Raw genomic sequence first — 20,863 nt, forward strand, 5'->3', positions numbered from 1 at the left:
GGCCGCCCCCGTCGAACCACTCGGGTCATCGCGGTCCTGGCTGGCTCCGATGAAGAGGGCGGCGCACGAAGACGCCCGAGCAACGGCGCGGACCCAGCAGCGTTCGCCAGGGAAGCCCGGTGAGCCGTATCCGGGCCGCATGGCTCAGTCGGCGCGCCGGATCGCCGCCATGCCGACCCCGGCGGCGACCAGCAGTCCGCCGGCGGCACGCTCGAACCACAACGCCACCGCCGGCCGGGTCGCGAAGCGCCGCAGCCGGCCGGCCAGCCCGCCATAGACCGACAGCACCGCGAACTCCACGACCACCGAGGTAGCGCCCAGGACCAGCATCTGCTGGGCCACGTCGCCGGCCGGATCGACGAACTGCGGCAGCAGCGCGCCGAAGAACAGGATCGTCTTCGGATTGGCGGACTGCACCACGAAGCCGCGGCGCAGCACCTGCCAGCCGGCGGCCGGCTTCGCCCGCGCGATCGCCAGGGTCTCCGGGCGGGTCAGGAGCGCCTGCACGCCGAGCCACACCAGGTACCCGGCCCCCAGCCACTTGATCGCGAAGAACACCTCGTAGGACGCTAGCAGCAGGGCCCCGAGGCCGGTCGCGGAGATCGCGAAGTACATCGTGTTCGCCGACAGGATGCCGAGGCTGGCCGCCATCGCCGGACGCGGGCCCTGCACCAGCCCCTGGCCCATCACGAACAGCACCGCCGGGCCCGGCACCAGGCACAGCACGGTCTCCAGCACCGTAAAGGCAACCCAGGTCTCGAACGTCATCGAACGCGCTCCATAGTCCGGCCGCCACGGCCGGCGCCGCCGCCCCGGGCGATCCCGTGGCCCTCGCCGGACTGCGGTGCCGGTTCCCCGGCCCCGCCGTTGTGGCTATCATGGTGGCCTCGTCCCGTACGGGAGGATAGGCCGTATGCGATCATTCTGCCTCGCCCTCATGCTGCTCGCCCTGGCCGCCGTCGGCAACCCGGCGGCAGCGACCAGCCATCTCGGCGCCGCCGGCGATCACGACGGCCGCCTCGGCGTGCTGCCGCCGTCCTGGGTCGAAGCCCTTGAGCGCAACAACATCAGCGAACGGACCGCGGTGGCCGCGGGCGGCGCCACCGCGGCCGCGATCGGCATCGGCGCGGTGGCCGGCGTCGCCGCCGGCGGCGCGACCGGCGCCACGCTGTTCGCCCTCTGGCTGGCCCACTGGCCGCTGCAGATCGCGCTCATGGGCGGCGGCGGCTATCTCGCGGGAAGCTATCTGTGTCCGGCCGAACCGCCCGGCGGTCCGGCGGCCCCGGCGGAGGCGCAGCCGTCCATTCGGATCGGCTTCTAGCCCCGCGCGTCAGTACAGCGACGGCACCAGCCCCGGCGCCAGCCACGCCAGCAGCACCGCGACCGCCGACGGAACCGCCAGGACTAGGGCCGTGACCAGCGGCCGGACCGCCTGCCCGGCGAGCCAGGGAACGCGCGCCGCGACCGCCGGCACCGCCGGCTGGATCAGCACCGCCGACAGCACCAGCAGCACCAGGGTGGCGTTGACCCCGGTCAGCAGCGCGGCGTCGCCCGCCAGCACCAGCGCGACACCGGGTCCACCGAGCAATCCGGCGGCCCCGAAGGCGAAGCGCCGCTGCGGCCAGTTGCAGAGCAGCCATCCAGACAGGGCGGCCGCCAGCGGCAGCCCGATCGCGGCCAGCCTCGGCTCGCCCGAGACCAGCCCGAGGCAGGCGATGCCGACGGCGATCACGGCAGCGGTCACCGGGCCCTGGAGGCGATCGTCCGACACCTGGGAAAGCCGCGCCAGCAGCAGCCCGAGCACCAGGGACACCTCGCCGAACCGATACGGCCCGGCACCCTCGCCGCTCAACAGCGCCGGCCCGCCGAGCCACGCCATGCCGGCGGCCGGCCAGACCAGCGCGGCCACGGCCGGGGCGATACGGCCACGGGTACCGAGGTCGATCGCCAGCCCGAGCAGCGCGCCGCCGAGCGCCATCCAGGCGAGCTTGTCGATCGCGGCGGTCGGCGGTGCCCAGGGCCAGCCCGGAACCACCGCATAGCCGGCGATCAGCCCGGCGGGCACCGCCACGGCGACCGCCCGGGCGGCATCCATGCGCCGGCATGCGAGCCAGACCAGCACGGCCACCAGGACGGTGGCGACGACGGGGACCGCGAGCCGGGCCAGGATGAGGTCGAGAACAGGCATGGCGTCAGGATGGCAAGGAACGGATGGCCGGTCACGCGGGGATCGGGTGGCCCGCGGGCACGCTGCGCGGGAACCCGCGCAGGCGCTCGAACAGGCGCGCCAGGAACGCCGGTGCGTCGAGCCCGACCACCACCTCGGCGTTCGGCTCGGAAGACGCGAAGTCGGCGAGCGTCCGCCCGCGCTCCGGCCCGGCGTCGGTCCGCACCTGCAGCCGGGCCGGCCGGCGCTCGAACAGCTCCGGCCAGACCAGCACCGCCAGGGCCATGGCGTCGTGGACGTAGGCGCCCGGCCGATCGGTGCCGACATTGGCGTGGTAGGCCCGCAGCAGCGCCGCCGCCTCCGGCGCCACGCCCTCGCCGCAGGCCGCCAGTTCGTCGATCATCGCGGCGGTGACCGGGGCGCCGTGGGTGGCGTCCAGCGGGACCAGCACCGGCCGCAGCCCGGCCTCGACCACCGCGCGGGCGGCCTCGGGATCGAAGAACACGTTGAACTCGGCGGCCGGCGTGATGTTGCCGTGGGCGAGGCCGCCGCCCATCACCACCAGGGTTTCGATCCGCCGGGCGACCTCGGGCCGCTTGACCAGGGCGACCGCCAGGTTGGTCAGCGGTCCGACCGCGACCACCGCCAGCCCCGGCCGGTCCGCCGTCTGCTCGACCAGGGCGTCGACCCCGTGGCGCGCGGCCAGCCCGCCGGGCTCGCCCGGCAGGCTGACGCCGCCGAGGCCGTCGACCCCGTGCACGTCGTCCGCGAACACCGGCTGTGCCAGCATCGGCCGCGGGCAGCCGGCGAACACCGGCACCTCCGGCCGCGCGGCGAGGCCCCGGACCCGCATGGCGTTGCGCGACGTCGACGACAGCGAGACGTTGCCGGCGACCGTGGTGATCCCCGTAACCTCCAGCGCCTCCGGCATCGAGAAGGCCAGCAGCAGCGCGATCGCATCGTCGATGCCGGGATCGCAGTCGATGAGCAGCGGACGCGGATGGGGGCGCGGGTCGGTCACGGAGGACGCTCCAGGCGGGACGGACCGGGACCATATCGGGGCCGGGCTGCGCCGTCACCCGGCAACCGCCGCCGGCCTTCCCGGTTGCGCCGCCCCTCGGGCATGGGATAAGCCCAGGTCACCCTGTCCACAGTCCGGGAGAATGGCCGTGACGCCAACCGACATCGCCCAGGTGCAGAGCTATCTGCGGCGACGCTTCTCGAATTCGCGCATCGGCCTTGTCCGCCGCGGCAAGAAGACCGACTCCGTCGAGGTCATGCTCGAGGACGAGTTCATCGGCGTGATCTACAAGGACGTCGAGGACGGCGAGACCTGCTTCCACTTCCAGATGACGATCCTGGACATCGATCTCGAGGACGTCTGAGCGTGCCGGACCGCGACCCTCGCGCGTTGCTGTCGGAAGAGCAGGCAGCAGCCGCGCAGGGCTCGCCCGAGGCCTATGCGACGGTCCTGAAGGACCGGGTCGCTCGCCGGCCGGTCACCCTCAACCTCGACATCCTCGAGCAGACCCTGGCCGCGAAGCCGTGGGGCGACGCCCTCAGGGAGGTTGCCGGGCCGCTGCTGGTGAACACAGCCGCCCGGCCGGAACTCCTGATTTTCGTGAACACCTTCCCGCGGGTGCCGACGGCCGCCGCCGAGACCGTCCTGGTCGAGGAGCTGGGCCTGCGCCGCGGCAGCCTGCACGCCGTCAACGGCGGCTTCGACAATGCCTTCGACCGGCTGACCGCCCTGCGCGAGCTGAAGCCGCGATCCCTGGTCCGCGGGCACGTCACCGCCACGGTCCGGGTCCGTGCGACGGTCGCCCTGCTGGGCATCCGGCCGATCGTCCTGGTCCGCGACATCTTCGACACGATCGCCTGCCACGCCGACGACCGCGGCGACGAGCCGGTGGCCCCGGGCTATCGCTTCGCCGCCCTGGACCCGGCGACGCGCCGCCGGGTCCGGGTGCTGCGCATGGCCGCCCAGCTGGTGGACTTCTTCGCGTCCTGGCACGCCGAGCAGGCGATCGGGCGTTGCGTCGTCAGGCGCTGGGAGGATGTCCGGCTGGACTGGCCGGGCTTCGTCGCCGACCGTCTCGCCGAGCATGGTCGACCCGCCGACCGGGCGGCGATCGCCGCCCGCATCGCCGCCCTGCCGGCCGACAAGCATTCCGGCACCGTCGGGCGGGGCGAGATCCTGTCGGCCGACGACAGGGCGCTGGTCCGTACCCTGTACCTGCAATACCCGTCGGTCGACTTCCGCCCGATCGACCCCGGGGCCGTGGCCCCTGATTAGCGGACCGCTGCTGACGACGGCCTGTCAGCAACCGGGACCTGCCGGCCCGCGACCGCAAGCGCCGGAGTGCATCCGAGCCCGCGACCGCCTATGTATGCCTCTCGCGACGGAGGCATCGGCAGAGAGGACGAGGACGTGGCACCCCAGGCAGCAGCATCCATCCGCGTCGGGATCGGCGGCTGGACCTTCGAGCCGTGGCGCGGGCCGTTCTACCCGGCCGGCCTGCCGCACCGGCGCGAGCTCGAATACGCCAGCGGCCGGCTGACCAGCATCGAGATCAACGGCACCTTCTACGGCTCGCAGAAGCCGGAGAGCTTCGCCAAGTGGCACGACGAGACGCCCGACGGCTTCGTGTTCGCGCTGAAGGGCCCGCGCTACGCCACCAACCGCAAGGTGCTGGCGGAGGGCGGCGCCTCGGTCGAGCGCTTCGTCACCGGCGGCCTGCTCGAGCTGAAGGACAAGCTCGGCCCGATCAACTGGCAGCTGGCGGCCACCAAGCAGTTCGACCCGACGGATTTCGAGGGCTTCCTGAAGCTGCTGCCGGCCAGCCACGAGGGCCGGCGCCTGCGGCACGCCGTCGAGGTCCGGCACGACAGCTTCCGGGTCCCCGAGCTGGTCGACATGGCGCGCGCCTACGGGGTCGCCGTCGTGGTGGCCGGCGACTCCAAGTACCCGCAGATCGCCGACCCGACCGCCGACTTCGTCTATGCCCGGATCATGGGAACCGTGGAGGACCAGGAGCTGGGCTATTCGCCCAGCGCCCTCGACGCCTGGGCCGGGCGCGCCAGGGCCTGGGCCGCCGGCGGCCTCGCCGACGGCCTGGAGACGGTCGGCGGCGCGCCCGACAAGGCCCCGCGCGACGTCTATCTGTACGTCATCGGCGCCGGGAAGGTGCGCAACCCGGCGGCGGCGCAGGCGCTGATCGAGAGGCTCGGCTAGCCATGCCGACGCGGCCGGGCCCGCTGCAGAACCGCGTCACGCCGTTCGGTGAGGTCGTCGCGGTCCCGGAGCGCGGCACCTTCACCGGCAACCGCGGCATCATCCACGACCCGGCGACCCGCACCCTGCTGACCCGACGCTGGGCCACCAAGGCCTGGATCACCTGCCTGTGCGAGTTCCGCGGCATGCGCCGCGAGGTCATGGCGCGGCGCAGCTGGACCGAGCTGTTCTTCCTGGACGAGGCGACCGCGCTGGCCGCCGGGCACCGGCCCTGCTTCTTCTGTCGACGCGCCGACGCCAGGGCGTTCCAGGCGGCCTGGGCGGCCGGCAAGGGAACCGGCCTGCCACGGGCCCCGGAGATGGACGCGGTCCTGCACGGCGAGCGGCTGAAATGGCGGACCCGGCGCCTGCATCCCCTGCCCCGGCCGGTACCCGAGCTTCCGGACGGCACCATGGTCGCCGCCGGCGGCGATGCCTATCTGGTCCGGCGGGGGCGGCCGTGGCGATGGAGCTTCGCCGGCTACCGGCCGGGCGGCCCGGAAGGTGGCTTCGACGCGCTGGTCACCCCGCCGTCGACGGTAGCGGCCCTGGCCGCCGGCTACCGGCCGGTCCTGCATCCGAGCGTGATGGGCTGAGCCATGGACGACCTGTTCGGCGACACCGATCCGACCCTGCCGGAGCGCGACGAACTGGCCCCGGGCGCGGTGCTGCTGCGCGGCCGGGCGCTGGCGGCCCAGGCCGAGCTGCTGCGAGCGGTCGCGGCGGTCGCCGAGGCGGCGCCGTTCCGCCACATGGTCACGCCCGGTGGATTCCGGATGTCGGCGGCCATGACCAACTGCGGCAGCGCCGGCTGGGTAACCGACCGCAAGGGCTACCGCTACGCCCCCGCCGACCCCGAGAGCGGCCGGCCCTGGCCGGCGATCCCGGCGGTGTTCCTGCGGCTGGCGGCAGACGCGGCGGCCGAGGCCGGCTATCCGGGCTTCCTGCCCGACGCCTGCCTGGTGAACCGCTACGCGCCGGGGGCCAAGCTCTCGCTGCACCAGGACAGGGACGAGGCCGACTACGACCACCCGATCGTCTCGGTCTCGCTCGGCCTGCCGGCGACCTTCCAGTTCGGCGGGCCGAAGCGCGCCGACCCGGTGCGGCGGATCCGCCTGGAGCACGGCGACGTGGTGGCCTGGGGCGGCCCGTCCCGGCTGTTCCATCACGGGGTGCTGACCCTCAAGGACGGCGACCATCCGGCGACCGGTCGGGCGCGGATCAACCTGACGCTGCGGAAGGCGCTGTGAGCGTGCGCATCGTCCGTCTCGGCACGCCGCGGCTTCCCGGCGAGGGGCTGCGGATCGGCACCGTGCGCCGCCTGCCCCGCGCTGTCCGCAAGGAGCGCTACGCCGCCGACGACTGGTTCGACGTCTGGTATCCCGAGCTGTCGCCGAGCGCGGCCCTGGTGGCGCAGGCGCGAGCGGCGGCGACCGAGGCCGAGTGGGACGCCTTCGTGCGCGCCTTCCGCCGGGAGATGGACGCCCCGGCGCCGCGCCGCACCCTCGACCTGCTGGCCGCGCTGTCGCACGGCGCCGATTTCTCGGTCGGCTGCTACTGCGAGGACGAGGCGCGCTGCCACCGCTCGGTGCTGCGCGCGCTGCTTGACGAGCGCGGGGCGAAGCTCGGCTGACCGCCACCGGACAGCCGTCGCCCGGCCCTTGAAACCTCATCCCAATAATGGGATATACGGGTATGGCTCGGGCCCTGGCGAAGGGCGAACGGCCCCTCGACTGGGTGGGATCGGCGAAGAAGGACTTCCTGGCATTCCCCGAGCCGGTGAAGGACCAGATGGGCAATGCACTGGGCTTGGCGCAGTTCGGCGGCAGGCACCCTTCCGCCAAGCCCTGGAAAGGCCAGGGATCTGGCGTCTTCGAACTGGTCGAGGACCACGACGGCGACACCTACCGCGCGGTCTACACGGTGCGCTTTGAGAAGGTCGTGTACGTTCTGCACGCCTTCCAGAAGAAGTCACCGAGGGGCATCAGAATGCCGCAGTACGATATCGAGTTGATCGCGAGACGGCTCAAGGCGGCACAGCAGGACTACGAGGACCGATTTGGCAAAACGAAGCGCTAGCACGATCCACGAGGCGGACGAGACGATCACCCGCGGGACCGGCAACGTGTTCGCGGACCTGGGCTATCCCGACGCCGAGGAGCGGCAGACCAAGCTGCGCCTGGCCCATGCCATCAACGACGTGATCTCCCGCCGGCGCCTGACCCAGGCGGCCGCCGCCGAGCGGCTCGGCGTCAACCAGCCCAAGGTGTCGGCGCTGGCGAACTACAAGCTCGATGGCTTCTCCGTAGAGCGATTGATGACCTTCCTGACGGCGCTCGACCAGGACGTGGAGATCGTGATCCGGAAGAAGCCGCGGTCGCGGGCGGCCGGACGGATCTCGGTGGTCGCGGCGTGACGCCCCCTCACTCCCACTCGATCGTCCCCGGCGGCTTGCTGGTGACGTCGTAGGTCACCCGGTTGATGCCGCGCACTTCGTTGGTGATGCGGGTCGCCACCCGGCGCAGGAAGGCGTGCTCGAACGGGTAGTAGTCGGCGGTCATGCCGTCGGTCGAGGTCACGGCGCGCAGCGCGCAGGCGTAGTCGTAGCTGCGGTCGTCGCCCTTCACGCCGACCGTGCGCACCGACAGCAGCACCGTCAAGGCCTGCCAGATCTCGTCGTTCAGCCCGGCCTTGCGCAGGATCTCCAGCTTGTCGCGGGTGATCGCCCCCGGCACCCGGATCGCCAGCCCCGGCCCCGGGAACGGGTGGCGGCCGAGCGCCCGCACCTCGTCCTTGAACAGCTCGCGCAGCGGCTCGACCAGCTTCAGGTTCATGCGCTCCGGCAGGCCGCCGACATTGTGGTGCGACTTGATGGTCACCGACGGGCGGCCGGTGAACGACACGCTCTCGATCACGTCCGGGTACAGGGTGCCGTCGGCGCGCGGCTCCTGCGCCACAAAGGCCCCGGCCTCGGTCTGCTTCGACGCATCTCAGCCCGGATGCAGCCCCGGCGCCTCCTGCCCCGTGCGCGTCACGTAATCCGTATACCCGCCGCCGAACTGATGCACGCCCCCGGGCGTCAGTTCCAGCACCCGGTTCGACAGCGCCGCCAGGAAATGGCGGTCGTGGCTGACGAACAGCATGGTGCCCTCGAACTCCGCCAATGCCGCGACCAGCATGTCCTTGGTCGCCATGTCCAGGTGGTTGGTCGGCTCGTCCAGCACCAGGAAGTTCGGCGGGTCGAACAGCATCATCGCCATCACCAGCCGCGCCTTCTCGCCGCCGGAGAGCACGCGGCAGGTCTTCTCGATATCGTCGCCGGAGAAGCCGAAGCAGCCGGCGAGCGTGCGCAGCGCGCCCTGCCCCGCCTGCGGAAACGCCGTTTCCAGCGTCTCGAAGATCGTGTCGTCGCCGTCCAGCAGGTCCATGGAGTGCTGCGCGAAATAGCCCATGCGCACGCTGGCGCCCAGCGCCACGCTGCCCCGGTCCGGCGCGGTCTCGCCCGCCGCCATCTTCAGCAGCGTCGACTTGCCCGCGCCGTTCGCGCCCAGCACGCACCAGCGTTCCTTGCGCCGCACCTGGAAATCCAGCCCGGCATAGATCGGCTGGCTGCCATAGCCCTTGTGCACGTCCCTGAAGCTCGCCACGTCGTCGCCGGAGCGCGGGGGCGCGCGGAATTCGAACTGCACGGACTGGCGGCGCCGGGGCGGCTCCACCCGTTCGATCTTGTCCAGCTTCTTCACCCGGCTCTGCACCTGCGCTGCATGCGAGGCCCGCGCCTTGAAGCGCTCGATGAACTTGATCTCCTTGGCCAGCATCGCCTGCTGGCGCTCGAACTGCGCCTGGCGCTGCTTCTCGTTCAGCGCGCGCTGCTGGTCGTAGAAATCGTAGTTGCCCGAATACGTGGTGAGCGTGCCGCCGTCGATCTCCACGATCTTGCCGACGATTCGGTTCATGAACTCGCGGTCGTGCGAGGTCATCAGCAGCGCGCCGTCATAGGTCTTCAGGAAGGCTTCCAGCCAGATCAGGCTCTCGAGATCCAGATGGTTGCTGGGCTCGTCCAGCAGCATGCCGTCAGGCCGCATCAGCAGGATGCGGGCGAGTGCCACGCGCATCTTCCAGCCGCCGGAGAGCAGGCCGACATCGCCGTCCATGCGCTCCTGGCTGAAGCTCAGTCCGGCCAGCACCTCGCGCGCGCGGGCCTCCAGCGCATAGCCGTCCAGCTCCTGGAACCGCGTCTGCACCTCGCCATAGCGCTCGACGATCGCGTCCATCTCGCCGGCCCGCTCGGGATCGACCATCGCGGCCTCCAGCGCAGCCATCTCGGCCGACAGCGCGCTGACCGGCCCGACGCCGTCCATCACCGCGGCGACGGCGCTCAGGCCCGCCATCTCGCCGACATCCTGGCTGAAATAGCCGATGGTCATCCCGGTCTCGACCACCACCTGGCCGTCGTCCGGCTTCTCCTCGCCGGCGATCATGCGGAACAGCGTGGTCTTGCCCGCGCCGTTCGGCCCGACCAGCCCCGCCTTCTCCCCCTTCCGCAGGCCCATCGAGGCGGCGATGAACAGGATCTGATGGCCGTTCTGCTTGACGATGTTGTCGAGACGAATCATGAGGCCCGTGCTGCAAAAGGATGGGTGCCGGGGCGAGGTTATAGACGTCGGGTCGCCCGCGCGTCGTCGCAAATCTCCCGTGCCGGGGCAAAGGCAGGCGCGGTCTGGCGAATGCCTTCGGCCGGTCTTGAACCGTCGGAAGAAATGGAACACAGCCCCACACGCGTCATCTGGGCCATGCGGCACCGTGTCCAGCCGTGCACCTCCGCGTCGCCGGACTGGGCCAGCGCTTTTGTGCCGGATGCCTACGGATGGGCCAAAGTCACTCCCACTCGATGGTACCCGGCGGCTTGCTGGTGATGTCGTAGGTCACCCGGTTGATGCCGCGCACCTCGTTGGTGATGCGGGTGGCGACCCGGCGCAGGAAGTCGTGCTCGAACGGGTAGTAGTCGGCGGTCATGCCGTCGGTCGAGGTCACCGCCCGCAGCGCGCAGGCGTAGTCGTAGCTGCGGTCGTCGCCCTTCACGCCGACCGTGCGCACCGGCAGCAGCACCGTGAAGGCCTGCCAGATGGTGTCGTACAGCCCGGCCTTGCGGATCTCGTCGAGGTAGATGGTGTCGGCCTTGCGCAGGATCTCCAGCTTGTCGCGGGTGATCGCGCCCGGCACCCGGATGGCGAGGCCCGGCCCCGGGAACGGATGGCGGCCGACCAGATGCTCGGGCAGGCCGAGTTCGCGGCCGAGCGCCCGCACCTCGTCCTTGAACAGCTCGCGCAGCGGCTCGACCAGCTTCAGGTTCATGCGCTCCGGCAGGCCGCCGACGTTGTGGTGCGACTTGATGGTCACCGACGGGCCGCCGGTGAACGACACGCTCTCGATTACGTCCGGGTACAGGGTGCCCTGGGCCAGGAACCGGGCGTCCTTGATCTTGTTCGCCTCCTCCTGGAACACGTCGATGAAGAGGCGCCCGATGGTCTTGCGCTTCAGTTCCGGATCGGTGACGCCGTCCAGTTCGCCGAGGAACAACTCGCTGGCGTCGCGCGCGATCAGCGGGATGTTGTAGGCGTCGCGGAACATGGTCACGACCTCCTCGGCCTCGCCGGCGCGCAGCAGGCCGTGGTCGACGAACACGCAGGTCAGCTGGTCGCCGATCGCCTCGTGGATCAGCACCGCCGCCACCGAGGAGTCGACGCCGCCGGACAGCCCGCAGATCACCCGGCCGCTGCCGACCTGGGCGCGGATCGCCGCGATCGCCTGGTCCTTGAAGGCCGCCATGGTCCAGTCGCCGGACAGCCCGGCCACCTTGTGGGTGAAGTTGCGCAGCAGCTGGGCGCCGCGCGGGGTGTGCACCACCTCGGGGTGGAACTGCACGCCGTAGAACCGGCGCTCGTCGTCGGCGATCGCCGCGAACGGCGCGTTGCCGCTGGTCCCGACCACCCGGAAGCCGGGCGGCAGCGCCATCACCCGGTCGCCGTGGTTCATCCACACCGGCTCGATGGTGCCGGGCGCGAACAGCCCCTCGAACAGCGCGCAGTCGTCGGTCACGGTCAGCTCGGCGCGGCCGAACTCCTGGTCGTCCGAGGGATCGACCCGGCCGCCGAGCTGGTGGCACATCAGCTGCTCGCCGTAGCAGATGCCGAGCACCGGCACGCCGAGCTCGAACACGGTCATCGGCGCCTGCGGCGAGCCCTCGCCGAATACCGAGGCCGGGCCGCCGGACAGGATCAGCGCCTTGGCGCCGAACTGCTCGATCCGGACCGGGTCGACGGTGCAGGGGAAGATCTCGCAGTAGACCCCGTTCTCGCGGACCCGGCGGGCGATCAGCTGGGTCAGCTGGCTGCCGAAATCCAGGATCAGGACACGGTCTGTCATGGGGGCTTCACCGGGCGGTTCCGAGAAGCGCCGGACGCTACCTCAAGGGGGGTCGGGCGGCAAGCGCGAAGCGGGTGCGGAACGGCGGAATCCCGCGCTAGGCGGCCGGTGCGTCGAGTCGCTGCACCAGGCGTTCCATGTCCGGCCAGAAATACGGCACCTGGTCGGCCGGCGAGCCGACCACGACCGAGGGAATCGGCTCGCCCGCGGCGCCGCCGATGTGGTCGTAGAAGCGCCGGCCGTGGCGATTCTCGGCCAGGGTCAGCAACGCCAGCGACTCGAAGCCGTGGGCGATCAGCCGGCGGGTGACGTCGGCCAGCAGTGCCCGGCCGATCCCGAGGCCCTGGAAGCTGGGGTCGACATACAGCGCGTAGACCTCGGCCACCGGCCCCTCGCGGTCGACCGCCTCGGCGACGGTGCGGCGGCCGGGCCCGCCGTGGCAGAACCCGATGGCGCGGCCGTGGGCCTCGGCGACCGCCAGGGCCTCCGCGGAGCGCAGGTTGCCGACCACGCGGGTCCAGCGCACCGCGGCGCGCATCTCGTCCAGGTCGAGCAGGGTGTCGTCGGGCAGGACCCCGACATAGGCGTCGCGCCAGGTGTCGATCTGGACACGGGCGAGGCCCAGGGCATCCCCGGGCTCGACCGGCCGGATGAGCACGTTGTGTTCGGCCATGGCAGTCTCCCGGACGGCCACCGGGTGCGGCCGTCGCGGGACAAGTCTAGGCACCGCCGTCCGCGGCTGTCCACCCGGGGGCCGGACGGGCGGCAAGCCGGTCAGCGCTCGTCGCCGGCCCCGAAGCCGCGCTCCAGCACCGCGACGAAGAACCCGTCGGTGCCGTGGCGGTGCGGGCTGAGCCGCAGATACGGCCCGTCCGACGGGCATGCCGGACCACCCTGGGCGCCGACGGTCTCGGCCCAGGCGACGGCGACCGGCAGCGCCCGGAACGCCGTCGAATCCGCCAGGAATCCGTCCACGATCGCCTCGTTCTCGTCGGCCAGCACCGAGCAGGTCACGTAGACCAGCCGGCCGCCCGGCTTCACCATGGCGGCGGCACGCTCCAGGATCATCCGCTGGCTGGCGGTGATCTCGGCCAGCGCCTCGGCGTCGTAGCGCCACTTGGCGTCCGGGTTGCGCCGCCAGGTGCCGGTGCCGGTGCAGGGCGCGTCGACCAGCACCCGGTCGGCCTTGCCGGCCAGCCGCTTGACCGCCTTGTCGCCCTCGACCAGCGGGCGCCGCTCGGCGTTGTTCACGCCGGACCGCCGCAGCCGCACCGCGGCCCGGTCGAGCCGCGACTTGGAGACGTCGTACAGGATCAGCCGGCCCTTGTTCGCCATGTCGGCGGCCAGCGCCAGCGCCTTGCCGCCGGCCCCGGCGCAGTAGTCGACCACCAGCTGCCCGGGCCGGGCGCCGACCAGCATGGCGGCCAGCTGCGAGCCTTCGTCCTGGACCTCGATGCGGCCGTCGCGGAACGCCGGCATGCGGTCGACCGGGCGCCGGCGGTCGAGCCGCAGGCCGACCGGCGACAGCGGCGTCGGCACCGCCGGCACGCTGGCCACCGCCAGCTCGGCGATCACCGTTTCCCGGTCGGCCCCGGCCAGCGGGTTGACCCGCAGGTCGAAGGTGGCCTCGGCGCCGAGCGCGCGGACCGCGGTCTCGACCTCGGCCCCGAACACCGCCTCCATGCGCGGCCACGCCCAGTTCGGGCATTCGGCCCGGACCGCGGCCGGCATTTCCGGATCGTCGAGGGCATGGCCGACCAGCCGGCGCAGGGCGTCGCCCTCCTCGCGGGTCAGGGCCGGCGGCGCATGGCGGGAGCCGTCGAACAGGTCGGCGATCTCGCCGACGCCCAGGCCGTCGGTCAGCGCGACATCGGCCAGCACCCGGCCGCGGGCGTCACGCTGCAGGCCCTTGCCGGCCTTCTTGACCCACCAGTCCAGCCGGGCCCGGCGGCGCAGCACGCCCCACACCCGCTGGGCGACCGCCGCCCGGTCGCTGCCGCCGATGTAGCGTCGGTCCTTGAGATACCGGTCGAGCACCCGGTCGGTCGGCCGATCGGTCGCCGCCGCCGCCTCCAGCACCTCTATCGCCGCCGCTAGGCGGGCACCATCTTTCATTTCATATCAACTTATTACAGTCGAATTCTAACGTCACATATGAGGACGATAGTTCGGCGCCTCGCGGGTGATCGTGACGTCGTGCACATGGCTCTCCCGAAGGCCAGCGCTGGAGATCCGCAGGAACTTCGCCTTGGCCTGCATGTCCTCGATCGAGGCGCTCCCGGTGTAGCCCATGGCCGCCCGCAGGCCGCCGACCAGCTGGTGCACCACCTGCCCGGCCGAGCCCTTGTAGGGCACCTGGCCCTCGATCCCCTCGGGGACCAGCTTCAGGTTGTCCCGCACCTCCTCCTGGAAGTAGCGGTCGGCCGAGCCCCGCGCCATGGCGCCGAGCGACCCCATCCCGCGATACGCCTTGTAGGAGCGCCCCTGGTACAGATAGACCTCGCCCGGGCTCTCGTCGGTGCCGGCCAGCAGCGAACCGATCATCGCGCAGTTGGCCCCGGCGGCGATCGCCTTCGCCAGGTCGCCGGAATACTTGATGCCGCCGTCGGCGATGCACGGTACCCCGGCCTCGCGGCACACCTTGCCGGCGTCGACGATGGCGGTGAGCTGCGGCACCCCGACCCCGGCGACCATGCGGGTGGTGCAGATCGAGCCCGGTCCGATGCCGATCTTCACGGCGTCGGCGCCGGCGTCGATCAGCGCCCGGGCGCCGTCGGCGGTGGCCACGTTGCCGGCGATGATCTGGGTGTAGTTGGCCAGCTTGCGGATCTCGGCGACCGCGCCGAGCACGCCCTCGGAATGGCCGTGAGCGGTGTCGACCACCACAATGTCGACCTCGGCGTCGATCAGCGCCTCGGCGCGGGCGATGCCGTCGCGCCCGACCCCGGTCGCCGCCGCCACCCGCAGCCGGCCCTTCTCGTCCTTGGCGGCATTCGGGTGGGTCTGGGCCTTCTCGATGTCCTTGACGGTGATCAGGCCGACGCAGCGCCGGTCGTCGTCGACCACCAGCAGCTTCTCGATGCGGTGCTTGTGCAGCAGGTCGCGGGCGGCCTCGCGCGACACGTCCTCGCGCACGGTGACCAGGCGCTTGGTCATCAGGTCGCGCACCAGCTGCCCGTGGTCCTTGGCGAAGCGGACGTCGCGATGGGTCAGAATGCCGGCCAGCCGGCCGTCTCGGCGCACCACCGGCAGGCCGTTGATGCCGTGGCGCTTCATCAGGTCGAGCGCCTCGGCCAGGGTCGCCTCGGGCGCGATGGTGAGCGGGTTGATCACCATGCCCGCCTCGAACTTCTTGACGGCGCGGACCTCGTTGGCCTGATGCTCGACCGACAGGTTCTTGTGGACCACGCCGATACCGCCGGCCTGCGCCATGGCGATAGCCAGCCGGCTCTCGGTCACGGTGTCCATCGCCGCCGAGATCAGCGGGATGCCGAGCTCTATGGTCCGGGTGACCTTGGTGCGGGTACTGACCTGGGCTGGCAGGACGTTGGAGCGCGCAGGTTCGAGAAGAACGTCGTCGAAAGTGAGCGCGTCGCGGATGTCCATGGTGCCTCCGAAAGCCGGTGGCGGCGCACTATACACCGCGGCCTTCGGAAGCCAAGCGACCATTCGATGACCGGCCATGCGTCTCGCGCATGGCGCGGAAGTCCGCGGCTCAGCCGGCCTCCGGCTCGCCCCGGAAGCCGGTCGCGACCACATAGGTCTCGGCCGACTCGGCCCGGCTGGCCGGCGGCTTGGCGTGCCGAACGGTGCGGAACGCCCGCTTCATTCGGGCCAGCAGGTCGCCCTCGGTGCCGCCCTGGAACACCTTGGCGACGAAGGCGCCGTCCGGCGCCAGCACCTCGATCGCGAAGTCCAGGGCCGCCTCGCACAGCCCGACGATCCGCAGGTGGTCGGTCTTGGAATGCCCGGTGGTCGGGGCCGCCATGTCCGACAGCACCACGTCGACCGGGCCGCCGAGTTCGGCCTTCAGCCGGGCCGGCGCGTCCTCGGCCATAAAGTCGGCCTCGATCAGGACCGAGCCCGGGATCGGCTCGACCGGCAGGATGTCGAGCCCGACCACCTGGCCGCGGTCCGGCGCACCGACCCGGGCGACGGCGATCTGGGTCCAGCCGCCGGGCGCGGCCCCGAGATCGACCACCCGGGCGCCGGGCTTCAGGATCTTGAACCGCTCGTCGAGCTGAAGCAGCTTGAACGCCGCCCGCGACCGGTAGCCGAGGCGCTTCGACTCGGCGACATAGGGGTCGTTGAGCTGGCGCTCCAGCCAGCGCTGCGACGACGAGGTGCGGCCGCGGGCGGTCTTCACCCGCACCGTCACCCCGCGCGATCCGCCGATCCCGCCTTCCTTGCGTGTTCCGGCCGTTGACCCCGAGGCGGTGCGTCCGCGTGCTCCCGGACGCCGGCCGCCGCCGCGCGCGCCTGCCATGGCGAACTCCCTCTGACCTAGCCGTCTGCGTCAGCCGTTCCGGGCCAGCAGTCCGAGCAGAATGCCTTCTCTCACACCCCTGTCGGCGACACGCAAGCGCGGAACCGGCCAGGCCCGGCAGATCGCCTCCAGGATGGCGCATCCGGCGACCACCAGGTCGGCCCGGTCGCGGCCGATGCAGGGATGCGCGGCGCGGCCGACGAAATCCATGCCGGCCAGCCGCCGGCCGATCGCCCGGGTGTCCTCGATGTCCAGATAGAGGCCGTCGACCCGGTCGCGGTTGTAGCGCCGCAGGTCGAGCCGCACGCCGGCCAGCGTGGTCACGGTCCCGGAGGTGCCGATCATCTGAACCCGGCCCTCGGCGGCGGCGGCGGCAATGCCGTGCCTGTCCTCGAACGCCAGCAGCCGCCCGGCGACCTCGCCGACCATGCCTTCATAGTCCGCCTCGCTGAAGCGGTCGCCGCCGTAGCGCTCGGCCAGGGTGACCACGCCGATCGGCATCGAGACGGCGGCGACGGTCCGACCGCCCTCCGGCCCGCTCCACTGCCAGGCGATCTCGGTGGACCCGCCGCCGATGTCGAACACCAGGGCGCCGGGCACCGACGGATCGAGCAGCGGCCGGCAGCCGGCCAGCGCCAGCGCCGCCTCCTCCTCGGCGGTGATCACCTGCAGGGCCAGCCCGGTCTCGGCCGCCACCCGCGCCAGGAACGCGGCGCCGTTGCCGGCGCTGCGGCAGGCCTCGGTCGCGACCGCCCGGAACCGGGTGACCTGCCGGCGCCGCATCTTGGCGGCACACACCGCCAGGGCTTCGAGCGTGCGCTCGATCGCGTCCTCCGCGAGTTCGCCCGACCGGCCCAGCCCCTGGCCGAGTCGGACGATGCGCGAGAACGCGTCGATCACGCGGAAACCGCGGCCTTCCGGCCGCGCCACCAGCAGTCGACAGTTGTTGGTACCGAGGTCGAGCGCCGCCAATACCTCGTGTGACGTCCGCCCCGCCTTGCCCGCTCCGGCCACCGGTACGCCTAGCCGATTCCCGGCCGTCCCGTCCGACGCCGCCTCCCCGTCCCTTGGTGTCGCTCCCTCGCCGCAGCCGTTGGCCGGCCGTCGCGTTCGTCGCCGGGACGGGGGGCTGCGGCGGCTCTCCAGCCCCCTCACCATCCCGTTCCTCGCAGTTCTTCCGGTTCCTTCCGGACCTGTATCGAAAGTACTGTAGACGGCGGGTCACCCCCCGGCCATCCCCATAGCGCCCCCGGCCGGCCGCCTGGGGCGCCGGGTCTTGATCTAAGGCGTTTGCATCCCAACTCCCCGATGTGATAAGGACACGGCCCGTTCCGCATTGCGGCGCGTCCTGCTGGGGGATCGTCTAGCGGTAGGACAGCGGACTCTGACTCCGCCAGCCCAGGTTCGAATCCTGGTCCCCCAGCCAACTCTCTCTTTTCGCTGAATTGCCCTTGTTTCCCGCCGACGCGCGGGCGGCAACGCCCATTGTTTCAGCCAACGGCGCTGTCACACGAACTCATGGCTGACGCCGGTCGCGGCCGGCAACGTCGCCTCATGAACCCGAGCTCGTACACACGGCTGCACTATCCGTCATCGATCGTCCAGCACGCCGTCTGGCCGTACCTTCGTTTCAACCTCAGCCTGCGGGACGTGGAGGACTTGCTGGCCGAGCGAGGCCTCTACATCAGCTACGAGACGGTCCGGCGCTGGGTCGCGCGCTTCGGGCCGGCCTACGCCCGGCGGCTCCGCGCGACGCGACCGGGGCCCTGCGACACCTGGCACTTCGACGAAGTGTTCGTCTCGATCGGCGGCCGAATGTTGTACCTATGGCGCGCTGTCGATGCCGAGGGCGAGGTCCTCGATGTCCTGGTGCAGCCGAGACGTGACAAGCGGGCCACCCTGAAGCTGATGCGCCGCTTGCTTCGTAAGCAGGGCTTCCCGCCTGAGGCCATCGTGACCGACAAGCTGCGGTCCTACAGTGCCGCCCTACAGTGCCGCGCTCCGCGAGGTCGGTATGAGCGATCGGCACGTGACCCGCGGCCGGCTGAACAATCGCGCCGAGAATTCACACCAACCTCTCCGCCGACGCGAACGATCGTGGATCGGATTCAAGAGACCGGGATCGACCCAGCGCTTCCTCTCTGCTCACGCCGCCGTCTACAACACCTTCAACGTCCAGCGCCATCTGATCTCACGCCGAACCCTTCGGGCCCTACGGAGCGACGCGTTCGCACTGTGGCAATCCGCGGCCAAGGCAGCATGGCCCTCAGAGGATCAGTCGGCTTCGTGCGTGCCGGCTCCGGGTTCGTGACAACGCCGTCGCAGTCCCCTTATCCGCTTTCACAAGGTCGCCGGACCCTGTAAGCATCGCAATCTTCGCAGTTCTTGGGACAAATCATGGCGCAAAATGCCACCATCTACAAAGTTGAGCTTTCGGTCTCCGACATGGATCGTCACTATTACGAGACCCATAAATTGACCGTGGCAAAGCATCCATCCGAGACGGATGAACGGCTGATGGTGCGCATTGTCGCCTTTGCGCTAAATGCCCATGAGAATCTGGAAATGACTAAGGGACTGTCAACCGATGACGAGCCCGACATTTGGCAGAAAAGCTTGAACGGCGCGCTTGATGTATGGGTGACCCTGGGGCTTCCCAGCGAGAAGGTGATGCGTCAATCCTGTGGCAAGGCCGGCAAGGTGATTGTCTATCCTTATGGCGGCAGGTCGGCCGAGATCTGGTGGGACAAGATCAAAAAAAACACCACCCGTTTTGAAAACCTTCAAGTGACAAATTTTCCCGAGAAAGACACAGGCGAACTGGCAAAACTGGCAAGCCGCGCGATGAGGCTCCAGATCAATATTCAGGACGGCGATGTGATGGTCAGTGTGGGTGATCGCATCGTCTACATGACTCCGCACAAATGGAAGAGTGCTGCGGGCTCTGTCACATCGGCGTATGGCGAACTTCGGGCGTGACCGATAGCCTCGCGTCATAAAGCCGATCTCATACGCTCGCCCTCACGGCCCCGTGCCCTCACTGCCCCGTGCCTGGCAATCCGATCCAACCCGCCAACCGGCTTGGGAGACGTGCGACATCCGGGCTAGGGTCGGATCATGGCAAAGCTCCTGGCCCTCTGGAGGGGCGATCTCCCCCTCGGCGATGCGCTCTGGACCTGGACGGTGTTCGGCGGGCTTCTGGTCAATATCTCGACCAGCATCGGCTTCTATGCGCTGCTCATGCTCGACCTGCCGTGGGTGGCCCTGATCGTCGGATACGGTCTGTCGATTCCCTACAACGTCGTGGCGGTGATCGGCGTCTGGAACTCGGCGGCACGTCATGATGGCCCGCAGAGCGAGGCCAACCTCGCGCGCGGTGTGAGTCTGGCCCTGATGGCTGTTCTGAGCCTCACATGAGCCCCGAAGGCGAGAAGACGCCGTCGCCGTTTCGCGGCCCCGAAGCTCGAGGATTTCTGCGGCCTTCCGGAATCGGACCCGGAATCCCCGTCCCCCTGCCAACTCTCCCCTCGCCATCGCATCCTTCCGCACCGGCGGGGCTCAGGCCCCGTCCCGGAAGGCCTCGAACGCGGACAGGATGGCGGCCCTCAACCGGTCGGCGGCGGGCGAGAGCTCGATGCCCCGGCGCTGGACCAGCACGACGTTCCGCCGCAGGTCCGGCTCCACCAGAGGGCGTTGCACCAGCACCCCGTCGGTCCGGCCCCGCATCGCGAGGGCGGGCACGATGCCGACGCCGAGTCCGCCCTCGACGGCGCCGATCAGCGTCGACAGGTGCTGGACCTCGATCCGCCGGTTCGCGGCGCCGGGCGAGACCGACCATAGCGAATGCAGCAAGCGGTTGGTGCCGCTCCGCGACCCGAGCGTCACCAGCGGCATCTCGACGATCTCCCGCCACGTCACCGGCCCTGCCCCGGCGTCGGCCCGGTCGGCGCGGCACACCAGGACATAGCGGTCCTCCATCAACGGCGTGGCCGCGATCGCCGGGTCCGGGGACGCGGTCTGCATGTCGATCCCGAACTCCGCCTCGCCCCGCAGCACATGCGCCGCGATCTCCTGCTCGGCATCGTCGAGTATCCGGACGCCGACGTTGGGATGGTCGTCGCGGAACCGCCGGAGCGCCGACGGCAGCACATAGGTGGCGACCGAGATCAGGCTCGAGATCGTGACCTGGCCGGTCCGGGCCTGGATGAGGTTCCTGAGATCCTCCATCGACTGCTCGAACTGCATCAGCATGCGCTTGGCCACCGGCAGGAAGCTCCGGCCGACGGCGGTCGGCGCCACGCTCCGCGTGGTGCGGTCGACGAGGCGGACGCCCAGGGTGTCCTCCAGCTTCTTGAGGCGCTGGGTCATGGCCGACTGGGTGAGGTGCAGGTCCTCGGCCGCGGCCTTGAAGCTGCCCAGCTCGACGATCCGCACGAAGACGCCGATCTCCTTCAGCAGATAGTCCATTCGATTAACTCATTTTCCTTAATAATATCATTGAAAGTTTCAA

General features: G+C 70.7%; 22 protein-coding genes, 1 tRNA gene and 2 pseudogenes. 13 read left to right on the forward strand and 12 right to left on the reverse strand.

The window, feature by feature from the left end:
• Positions 1-144: 144 nt before the first annotated feature.
• A complete protein-coding gene (locus RIC31_RS01495) occupies positions 145-768 on the reverse strand; it encodes a LysE family translocator (RefSeq protein WP_350100339.1) in 624 nt (207 codons plus the stop codon).
• A 145-nt stretch (positions 769-913) separates the two neighbouring features.
• On the opposite strand from RIC31_RS01495, the gene RIC31_RS01500 reads away from it, so the two are divergent.
• Positions 914-1,321: a hypothetical protein gene (locus tag RIC31_RS01500; protein ID WP_350100341.1), complete on the forward strand. Its 408-nt coding sequence runs from the start codon at positions 914-916 to the stop codon at positions 1,319-1,321.
• A 9-nt stretch (positions 1,322-1,330) separates the two neighbouring features.
• On the opposite strand, the gene RIC31_RS01505 is transcribed toward RIC31_RS01500, so the two are convergent.
• Complete coding sequence (locus tag RIC31_RS01505; RefSeq protein ID WP_350100343.1) at positions 1,331-2,188, reverse strand: hypothetical protein; 858 nt, start codon at positions 2,186-2,188, stop codon at positions 1,331-1,333.
• 31 nt (positions 2,189-2,219) lie between these two features.
• Positions 2,220-3,188: a nucleoside hydrolase gene (locus RIC31_RS01510; RefSeq protein WP_350100345.1), complete on the reverse strand. Its 969-nt coding sequence runs from the start codon at positions 3,186-3,188 to the stop codon at positions 2,220-2,222.
• 148 nt (positions 3,189-3,336) lie between these two features.
• On the opposite strand from RIC31_RS01510, the gene RIC31_RS01515 reads away from it, so the two are divergent.
• The 8 genes from RIC31_RS01515 (at position 3,337) to RIC31_RS01550 (ending at position 7,857) form a co-directional block, all read left to right on the forward strand.
• The gene (locus RIC31_RS01515) at positions 3,337-3,552 is read left to right on the forward strand and encodes a DUF3126 family protein (RefSeq protein ID WP_502989804.1); all 216 of its coding nucleotides are present in this window, start codon (positions 3,337-3,339) and stop codon (positions 3,550-3,552) included.
• 2 nt (positions 3,553-3,554) lie between these two features.
• Positions 3,555-4,463, forward strand: a complete 909-nt coding sequence (locus RIC31_RS01520; protein WP_350100349.1) for a hypothetical protein — start codon at positions 3,555-3,557, stop codon at positions 4,461-4,463.
• A 135-nt stretch (positions 4,464-4,598) separates the two neighbouring features.
• On the forward strand, positions 4,599-5,402 hold the full coding sequence (locus tag RIC31_RS01525) for a DUF72 domain-containing protein (RefSeq protein WP_350100351.1): 804 nt from the start codon (positions 4,599-4,601) through the stop codon (positions 5,400-5,402).
• A 2-nt stretch (positions 5,403-5,404) separates the two neighbouring features.
• Positions 5,405-6,037, forward strand: a complete 633-nt coding sequence (locus RIC31_RS01530; RefSeq protein WP_350100353.1) for a hypothetical protein — start codon at positions 5,405-5,407, stop codon at positions 6,035-6,037.
• A 3-nt stretch (positions 6,038-6,040) separates the two neighbouring features.
• Positions 6,041-6,691, forward strand: coding sequence for a DNA oxidative demethylase AlkB (alkB, locus tag RIC31_RS01535; RefSeq protein WP_350100355.1), 651 nt, complete (start codon positions 6,041-6,043; stop codon positions 6,689-6,691).
• Positions 6,688-7,074 carry a DUF488 domain-containing protein gene (locus tag RIC31_RS01540; RefSeq protein WP_350100357.1) on the forward strand — a complete coding sequence of 129 codons (387 nt, stop codon included), beginning with the start codon at positions 6,688-6,690 and terminating at the stop codon, positions 7,072-7,074. Before alkB ends, RIC31_RS01540 begins: the two co-directional genes overlap by 4 nt.
• 62 nt (positions 7,075-7,136) lie before the next feature.
• Positions 7,137-7,520 (forward strand): type II toxin-antitoxin system RelE/ParE family toxin, encoded by a 384-nt coding sequence (locus tag RIC31_RS01545; protein ID WP_350100359.1) that lies wholly within the window; start codon positions 7,137-7,139, stop codon positions 7,518-7,520.
• Complete coding sequence (locus RIC31_RS01550) at positions 7,501-7,857, forward strand: helix-turn-helix domain-containing protein (protein ID WP_350100361.1); 357 nt, start codon at positions 7,501-7,503, stop codon at positions 7,855-7,857. Before RIC31_RS01545 ends, RIC31_RS01550 begins: the two co-directional genes overlap by 20 nt.
• Before the next feature lie 7 nt (positions 7,858-7,864).
• On the opposite strand, the pseudogene RIC31_RS01555 reads toward RIC31_RS01550, so the two are convergent.
• The 8 genes and pseudogenes from RIC31_RS01555 to RIC31_RS01590 form a co-directional block, all read right to left on the reverse strand.
• Positions 7,865-8,380 (reverse strand): annotated as a pseudogene (locus RIC31_RS01555) (GMP synthase (glutamine-hydrolyzing)); the annotation flags it as partial.
• A 51-nt stretch (positions 8,381-8,431) separates the two neighbouring features.
• Positions 8,432-10,057, reverse strand: coding sequence for an ABC-F family ATP-binding cassette domain-containing protein (locus RIC31_RS01560; RefSeq protein WP_350100363.1), 1,626 nt, complete (start codon positions 10,055-10,057; stop codon positions 8,432-8,434).
• Between the two features lie 262 nt (positions 10,058-10,319).
• Positions 10,320-11,867 carry a glutamine-hydrolyzing GMP synthase gene (gene guaA, locus RIC31_RS01565; RefSeq protein WP_350100365.1) on the reverse strand — a complete coding sequence of 516 codons (1,548 nt, stop codon included), beginning with the start codon at positions 11,865-11,867 and terminating at the stop codon, positions 10,320-10,322.
• Positions 11,868-11,964: 97 nt separating this feature from the next.
• Positions 11,965-12,540: a GNAT family N-acetyltransferase gene (locus RIC31_RS01570; protein WP_350100367.1), complete on the reverse strand. Its 576-nt coding sequence runs from the start codon at positions 12,538-12,540 to the stop codon at positions 11,965-11,967.
• Positions 12,541-12,641: 101 nt separating this feature from the next.
• Positions 12,642-13,982 (reverse strand): RsmB/NOP family class I SAM-dependent RNA methyltransferase, encoded by a 1,341-nt coding sequence (locus RIC31_RS01575; protein ID WP_350100369.1) that lies wholly within the window; start codon positions 13,980-13,982, stop codon positions 12,642-12,644.
• A 33-nt stretch (positions 13,983-14,015) separates the two neighbouring features.
• Positions 14,016-15,473, reverse strand: a complete 1,458-nt coding sequence (gene guaB / locus RIC31_RS01580) for an IMP dehydrogenase (protein ID WP_350100371.1) — start codon at positions 15,471-15,473, stop codon at positions 14,016-14,018.
• A gap of 109 nt (positions 15,474-15,582) precedes the next feature.
• Complete coding sequence (locus RIC31_RS01585) at positions 15,583-16,353, reverse strand: RlmE family RNA methyltransferase (RefSeq protein WP_350100373.1); 771 nt, start codon at positions 16,351-16,353, stop codon at positions 15,583-15,585.
• Positions 16,354-16,383: 30 nt separating this feature from the next.
• Positions 16,384-17,325, reverse strand: a complete 942-nt coding sequence (locus RIC31_RS01590) for a Ppx/GppA phosphatase family protein (RefSeq protein WP_350100375.1) — start codon at positions 17,323-17,325, stop codon at positions 16,384-16,386.
• 380 nt (positions 17,326-17,705) lie between these two features.
• Here RIC31_RS01590 and RIC31_RS01595 point away from each other — a divergent pair.
• The 4 genes and pseudogenes from RIC31_RS01595 to RIC31_RS01610 all read left to right on the forward strand — a co-directional run bounded on the left by RIC31_RS01595 (position 17,706) and on the right by RIC31_RS01610 (position 19,770).
• A tRNA-Gln gene (locus RIC31_RS01595) sits at positions 17,706-17,779 on the forward strand.
• A 128-nt stretch (positions 17,780-17,907) separates the two neighbouring features.
• Positions 17,908-18,664: pseudogene (locus RIC31_RS01600) on the forward strand (IS6 family transposase).
• Positions 18,665-18,750: 86 nt separating this feature from the next.
• The gene (locus RIC31_RS01605; protein ID WP_350100377.1) at positions 18,751-19,332 is read left to right on the forward strand and encodes a YaeQ family protein; all 582 of its coding nucleotides are present in this window, start codon (positions 18,751-18,753) and stop codon (positions 19,330-19,332) included.
• Positions 19,333-19,470: 138 nt separating this feature from the next.
• A complete protein-coding gene (locus RIC31_RS01610) occupies positions 19,471-19,770 on the forward strand; it encodes a hypothetical protein (RefSeq protein WP_350100379.1) in 300 nt (99 codons plus the stop codon).
• A 141-nt stretch (positions 19,771-19,911) separates the two neighbouring features.
• Here RIC31_RS01610 and RIC31_RS01615 read toward each other — a convergent pair whose 3' ends face one another.
• Positions 19,912-20,820 (reverse strand): LysR family transcriptional regulator, encoded by a 909-nt coding sequence (locus RIC31_RS01615; protein WP_350100381.1) that lies wholly within the window; start codon positions 20,818-20,820, stop codon positions 19,912-19,914.
• Between the last annotated feature and the right edge of the window lie 43 nt (positions 20,821-20,863).

Source organism: Thalassobaculum sp. (genome assembly GCF_040219615.1).
Classification (GTDB): domain Bacteria; phylum Pseudomonadota; class Alphaproteobacteria; order Thalassobaculales; family Thalassobaculaceae; genus Thalassobaculum_A.